Origin of the sequence: Ralstonia sp. Ralssp135, assembly GCF_047304345.1 — a bacterium.
Taxonomy (GTDB): domain Bacteria; phylum Pseudomonadota; class Gammaproteobacteria; order Burkholderiales; family Burkholderiaceae; genus Ralstonia; species Ralstonia chuxiongensis.
The window spans coordinates 21069-27368 of sequence record NZ_JBGLYZ010000052.1 but is presented as its reverse complement, the minus strand read 5'-3'; the positions used below and the strand labels follow the sequence as shown (position 1 = coordinate 27368).

Sequence of the window (6300 nt, the reverse complement as noted above, 5' to 3'; positions counted from 1 at the left end):
CGCCCCTCCCGTCTTTGAACCCGCCCCATTCCACTTCCAGGACCGCATGCACGTAGACACCCCGCTCATCTCCACCATCATCGGCGGCATCGTGCTGGCCTTCATCTTCGGCACCATCGCGCAGCGCCTGCGGCTGCCGCCGCTGGTCGGCTATCTGGTGGCGGGCGTGGTGGCCGGGCCGTTTACGCCCGGTTTCGTGGCGGATCAAAGCCTCGCACCGCAACTGGCCGAGCTGGGCGTGATCCTCCTGATGTTTGGCGTGGGGCTGCACTTCTCGATGAAGGAGTTGTTGGCGGTCAAGGCCATCGCCATTCCGGGTGCCATCGGGCAGATTGCGCTGGCCACGCTGATGGGCATGGGCTTGGCCTGGCTGCTCGGGTGGGATTGGGGCCCCGGGCTGGTGTTCGGGCTGGCGCTGTCGGTGGCGAGCACGGTGGTGCTGCTCAAGGCGCTGGAAGATCGCGGCATCGACAACTCGCACGAAGGCCATATCGCCGTCGGCTGGCTGATCGTGGAAGACCTCGTGATGGTGGTGACGCTCGTGCTGCTGCCGGCCTTGGCCGGAGCGCTGGGCGGCGCCGGCAGCACGGCGGTCAGTACGTGGGACATCGTCAAGGTGCTGGCCGTCACGCTCTCGAAGGTGGTGGCGTTTGCCGCGCTGATGCTGGTGGTGGGCCGCCGCGTGATCCCGTGGATGCTGGAACGCATTGTCATGACGGGCAGCCGCGAGCTGTTCCGCCTAGGTGTGCTGGCGACGGCGCTGGGCGTCGCTTATGGCGCGACGGTGCTGTTTGGCGTGTCGTTCGCGCTCGGCGCGTTCTTTGCGGGCATGGTGCTGGCCGAGTCCGAATTCAGCCAGCGTGCGGCGGAAGAATCGCTGCCGCTGCGCGATGCATTTGCGGTGCTGTTCTTCGTGTCGGTGGGCATGTTGTTCGACCCGAGGGTGCTGATTGAAGACCCCTGGGCGGTGCTCGGCACGGTGCTGATCGTGGTGGTGGGCAAGTCGTTGGCAGCGTTTGCGGTGGTGCGCGCGTTTGGTCACGGCAACCGCACGGCGCTCACGATTTCTGCCAGCCTCGCACAGATCGGCGAGTTTTCGTTCATTCTGATCGGGTTGGGGATCAGCCTGGAAATCCTGCCTGACCGCGCGCGTGGGCTGCTGTTGTCGGCAGCCATTCTGTCGATTCTGCTGAACCCGCTGATGTTTGCCCTCATCAACCGCCTCAAGCGCGAGGTGGCCCCAGAGCCGGCAACTGCCGATTAAGAATCAAGGCCGTTCTGAACTGTTTTGCACGCAAGGAGCGTTTATGAGCAATCTGACTATCGGAGTGATCGCCGGCAGCCTGCGCAAGGCGTCGTTCAATCGCCAACTGGCGCAGGCGCTGGTGGGCTTAATGCCGTCTGGCGCGACGGCGCAGTTCATCGAGATTGGCGAGCTTCCGCTCTACAACCAGGATCTGGATGCCGACTTGCCCGAGCCCGTGCAGCGCTTCAAGGCAGCAGTGGCGGGCGTTGATGCCATTCTGTTCGTCACGCCGGAATACAACCGCGGCATACCGGGCGTGCTGAAGAACGCGATTGACTGGGGTTCGCGGCCGTACGGCCAGAGCGTTTGGGGCGGAAAGCCCGCGGGCATTGCGGGTGCATCGCCGGGCGCCATCGGGACGGCGCTGTCGCAGGCGCAATTGCGCAATGTGCTCGCGGCGGTCGGGGTGAAGGCCTTACCCTTGCCGGAGGTCTTCTTCCACTTTGCGGGGGAGCCCTTTGATGCCCAGGGCGGGGTGACGGATGCGCGTACGCGCCAGTTCTTGCAGGGGTTTGTCGACCGATTCGTTCAGTGGGCAGGCCAAAAGCCAGCCTGACGGATCGATCAACCGGGGTATTCATGGCCGGGCGGGGAAGGGGTTCCCGCTCGGCCGTTTTGCCTTTTAGGGCGTTTGGGGCGTTAAGCCAGGAAGGCGGCGGCGCTGATGAGCCAGCCTGCTGCAACGCAGCTCGCAATCCAGGCGGCCATGACGGCGCCAATATCCAACCATTTCATCATTGTTCTCCTTACAACACTTGCATTGCTTGTTCAGGCAATCGATGTCTGAACAACTGTCACGAAGTGTAGGTGTTGCAATGCGGAAGAACAATACAGCGGCGGGTGAACAGACTGTTCCAAGAGTAACAACAGATTTCAGCGCTTGCGTGGCCGGGCCAGCGCTTGAGGGCCGGGGCCACCACGCGGGCTACGCTTGTTGTTGCGCCGCAACAATGAGACGGTCGGACGGCTACTTCGTGCGGAAGGTCGCAGCCACCAAATCGGCAAAACGTGCCTCTTCGGCAAACTCGGCAGCGTTGTCGTGCCCGGCGGTGCCGAATACGCGGAGCAAATAGACCGCGCCGTTGCCGAAGAACGCATACCCGCGCACCACAACCGTCCGCGCCGTGGAGGTGCTCCATTCGCCCTCCCAGTAGATCAACCGGTGCCCCGCAAGCACCTGCTGCGTGGGGGCCTTGCCGCGCAAGAGGCGGGCAGCCCAGGCTGGGCGATCACCATGCACCCGTGATTCCATGTGGCTGAGCAGAATCGCCAGATCGCGCGGGCGCAGGGTTTCCAGGTAATCAGGCGTGCCTTTGTCAAAATCGGATTTACGTACCGTCACCAGCGCGAAGCTCTCTGGCGCTACGGTCTGCTGCGCAAACACCAGCCGCGATGGGCCGAATGGCGAGTTGATCGTCACAGCAACGGAAGGAATGGGCGTTTCTGTGTTCAGCCGCAATGGGCCCCACGTGCGCGGCAGGGCAACACTCGCGCCCGCGTCAATGCGTTGCGTGACTGGGTAGGCAAACCGGGGCGCCGCCAAAGCCGGGCACCAAGGTGCCATGCCGGCCAAAACAAGCCATGCGGCCGCGCCTGCGTATCGGGCGCCGCGGCTCCAGCGGCGGTACCACTCTGTAATGAACGGCGCCACTCGCGGGCTCCTGGCAGAAAAGATGGCGGACGATTCCGTGGGCGCGTGCATACCCCTGCACAGCAATGGCTATGCCCGCGCCTATGTGTGGCGCCGTCTTCCCCCGCTGCCAACATATCGATTTGCGCGCACCTGCGCTATCGGCGTGTGGCGGGGCATCGAACGGTTTAATCCGGGTGTGGGGTGTTGGTGTGGCTCCATCGCGGTGCGTTTCCATGGCTCTTTTCATGGAGCCACGAAGTTCTGTAGGGTGAAGGTTCCTTGTTGTTCTCGACTCAGGTTTCACGCATGCCCACGCTCAACCCTTATCAGCAACCCATTGGTGCACCGCTGCCCGGCTGGACGGCCCGGCCGCTGCCGCCGCACGCGCCGCTCGCCGGTCGCTACTGCCGGCTGGAGCCGCTTGACCCTGCCCGTCACGCCGATGCCCTGTTTGAAGCGTTCAGCCAGGCGCAGGACGACCGCGTCTGGACATACATGGTGGAAGGCCCGTTTGCCGATATGGCGGCACACCGCGCTTATATCGAGCGCGTTGCGGCGAAGCGCGATCCGCTGCAATACGCGGTGATCGACGCGCGCACGGATCGCCCGGTCGGCACGCTGGCGTTGATGCGCATCACGCCCGATCACGGCGTGGTGGAGGTTGGGGCGGTGACGTTCTCGCCGTTGCTGCAACGGACACCGGCATCGACCGAAGCGCAATTCCTGCTGATGAAGCACGTCTTTGAAGATCTCGGCTATCGGCGCTACGAGTGGAAGTGCGACAGCCTGAACGCGCCATCGCGGCAGACTGCGCAACGGCTGGGCTTCCAGTTCGAGGGCATCTTCCGCCAAGCGGTGGTCTACAAGGGCCGCAGCCGCGATACCGCGTGGTTCTCCATCATCGATGCGGATTGGCCGCAGGTGCGGGCCGCATTCGAGCAATGGCTGTCGCCCGACAACTTTGATCAAGAAGGGCGCCAGCGGGTGTCGCTGGCTGCGTTGCGTTCGGCCTGAAGCGTCTTGCTACGAATCGGGCGCTGACGTATCGGCAAACATGCCGCGCAGCGCCAGCGCACGTTCGGTTTCGGGCAGGGCCAGGATGGAGCGCGAAAAACCGATCAGCGCCTGGCAGCGTTCGGCTGGCGGTGCGGAGTGGCGTAGCGCGGGCACGGTCAGCACGCGCTGTTCATTGAGCGGAAGCGCGGCCACGGCCAGTTGCAGCACCGGCAGGGTTTGTGCGCGTGTGACAACCGGCGCGTGGTCTGGGTCGGCCGCCTGCATCAGGTCTGAGAACAAGGCCTGCTCGCGGGTGACCAAAGCGCGCGGCAATCGAGCGGCAGCAGCGCTTGCCCCGGAGGTGCCCTCGAGATAAGCCACGCAGGCTTCGGGGCTCATACGTTGCAGGGCCTGGGCCTGTTCAAGCGTGAGTTCCGCGTTGGCAAAGAGCAGGGCGTTGGGTGCGGTCGGAATCAGCGCTCGGTACAGCTTGCCCGTCTGCTCGCGCAGCAGTGCCACCACCTGCGCATCGGTAACGTTGCGCCGCAGTTCTGGCCACAGCGTGTCGATGAGGCGGCTGAAGTGTGCCGGGTATTTGCGCTCCAGCGTTGCATACAGCGGGGCGTTGCGCAGTTCTGCGGCCAGGGCTTCGCGGGTATTCAACTGCGTGGCCATGGTTGCGTATTCGCCCCCGGGCGAGACGCGCGTAACGACGTGGCCCGTCAGCAGTTCCTGCGCGGTGGGAAACCACATCTGGTCGAACGGCGTGTCCTGCACGCGGCGCACGAAAGCATCGGGCAGGCCCGCGTCTACATATGCACGCCAGAGTTCGCTGTCGGTGGCGCCGGGGGTCTGGTCATGATCGGCGCCAACCGCGCGCGGGCGGTGGAAGCCGATGCGTGCGCCCGGTGCGGCGGCACGGTCAGCGCCTGCCAGGAAGGCGATCGTGCACGCCGAGGCGCAGGTGCGTTCAACATACGTGCGCAGATGGTGCCGGCGGATAACGTCTGCCACCAGTGCCCCTTCGCGCAGCCAGCCGCCTTCGGATCGCAGCACGACGGCCACGGCGTTCGGCGCCTTGCGCAGCGCGGCTTCCAGTGCATCGGCGGCGCCGTCGTTCATACCGCCATTGAAGAGGATGGCGCGCCCATCACGTTGCGGCATCACCGTAAACGGCGACGCCGCTTGCTCACCCAGCGCGGTGCGCAGATGCGCGCCCAGACGCGGCCCATCGTTGATGAGGCGCGAGCTGGTGCCCACGGCGCCCAGCACGATCATCACCTTGGCGATCAGCGGCCACAGGTTTGACATGCCGGCAAGCCGATTGCGCGCTTGCTCGCGGTCGGCGGAGCGCCAGGTGCCCACCACCGCCCAGATCCACAGGGCCAATCCCATCACGTAAATCACGAGCAGCGCCGCTGATGCTGCGCGCGCCGGCGCGTTATGTGCCAGCGCATGCGTGACACCGGCGCTGAGCGCCACCACGCCAAATTGCATCAGCGCGGTGTGCAACCAATATGAGCGGGCGAGGCTGTAATCACCGCGCCAGTGGCGTGCAAAGAAATTGCGCGAGGGCGTGCGCGCCGGATGCGGATCGGCGGGGGCGGTCGGGGGCAGGGCGTCGCTGGCGGCGGAGGTCATGCGTGTTCTCGATGCCGCACACAGGATGGCGGCGCGGCGATTGTCGCTGTCGGCACCGCAAGCTGGCGTCCCCCCGATGGGAGGGGGTGGGAAAGGAGGTGGTCAGGCATCGGCAACTGGCGCCATCAACGACGGGTCGCCGCGTTGCCGCCGTCAGGCCCTGACGGAAACCAGCGGTGGCTTGGCTGGCGTGATGGCCTCTGCGCTAGCGGGGTGGGCTGACTGCGCGGTCTGTGCCTGCGTTGCTTCGCGGGTGTGCAGGCGGGCATCGCTCGCCGTGGACGATCCGGTCACCTTGTCCGTCGTGCGGGCCTTGGCCGCTGCGTCGGTATTGCCTGTGCCGGAAGCGCTTTTAGATGCGTTGTGCCGGTTTTCCAACCGGGTTTGCGCTTGCTCCAGACCGTTCTGCGCCTGAAGGCGGGCGATCTGCGCCTGCACGATCTGAATCTGCTGGCTGAGCAACTGTGCCTGCTCGCGGGCCTGGTCCGGCGGCAGATTCTGCGCGGGCAGATCCTGCATCGACTTCTGCAGGTTCTTGAGCTGGCGCTGCAGACGCTCAATGTCGCCGGCCGAACTGCTCCCGCTGCCCGATGCGCCGGCGGTCGCGGTAGATACGGAAGGGGAAGAAAGTTGCATGGCCGTCTCGCTGATCAGTACGCCCTTCATCGGATGGCGGGCGGAAAACTTTAGCGTTCGTGCGAACAATTCTCGCAGATCGGCAATG

Annotated in this window: 6 protein-coding genes; 3 read left to right on the top strand and 3 right to left on the bottom strand. The window is 65.1% G+C overall.

The genetic code is table 11. From position 1 onward, the window contains the following. The first annotated feature begins 46 nt into the window (after nt 1-46). Both ACCD03_RS23535 and ACCD03_RS23530 read left to right on the top strand, forming a co-directional pair. Nucleotides 47-1264, top strand: a complete 1218-nt coding sequence (locus ACCD03_RS23535; RefSeq protein WP_413413079.1) for a cation:proton antiporter — start codon at nt 47-49, stop codon at nt 1262-1264. 43 nt (nt 1265-1307) lie between these two features. Beyond that, nucleotides 1308-1862 carry an NADPH-dependent FMN reductase gene (locus ACCD03_RS23530; RefSeq protein WP_413413077.1) on the top strand — a complete coding sequence of 185 codons (555 nt, stop codon included), beginning with the start codon at nt 1308-1310 and terminating at the stop codon, nt 1860-1862. 411 nt (nt 1863-2273) lie between these two features. Here the strand turns inward: ACCD03_RS23530 and ACCD03_RS23525 are convergent, their stop codons facing one another. Continuing rightward, nucleotides 2274-2957: a hypothetical protein gene (locus tag ACCD03_RS23525; RefSeq protein ID WP_413413076.1), complete on the bottom strand. Its 684-nt coding sequence runs from the start codon at nt 2955-2957 to the stop codon at nt 2274-2276. A 288-nt stretch (nt 2958-3245) separates the two neighbouring features. Here ACCD03_RS23525 and ACCD03_RS23520 point away from each other — a divergent pair, with 288 nt between their 5' ends. After that, entirely contained in the window at nt 3246-3953 is a 708-nt protein-coding gene (locus tag ACCD03_RS23520) for a GNAT family N-acetyltransferase (protein ID WP_413413075.1), read from the top strand. Between the two features lie 9 nt (nt 3954-3962). Here the strand turns inward: ACCD03_RS23520 and ACCD03_RS23515 are convergent, their stop codons facing one another. After that, nucleotides 3963-5576 carry a hypothetical protein gene (locus tag ACCD03_RS23515; protein ID WP_413413074.1) on the bottom strand — a complete coding sequence of 538 codons (1614 nt, stop codon included), beginning with the start codon at nt 5574-5576 and terminating at the stop codon, nt 3963-3965. Nucleotides 5577-5729: 153 nt separating this feature from the next. Then, a complete protein-coding gene (locus ACCD03_RS23510) occupies nt 5730-6242 on the bottom strand; it encodes a FlxA-like family protein (protein ID WP_413413073.1) in 513 nt (170 codons plus the stop codon). Between the last annotated feature and the right edge of the window lie 58 nt (nt 6243-6300).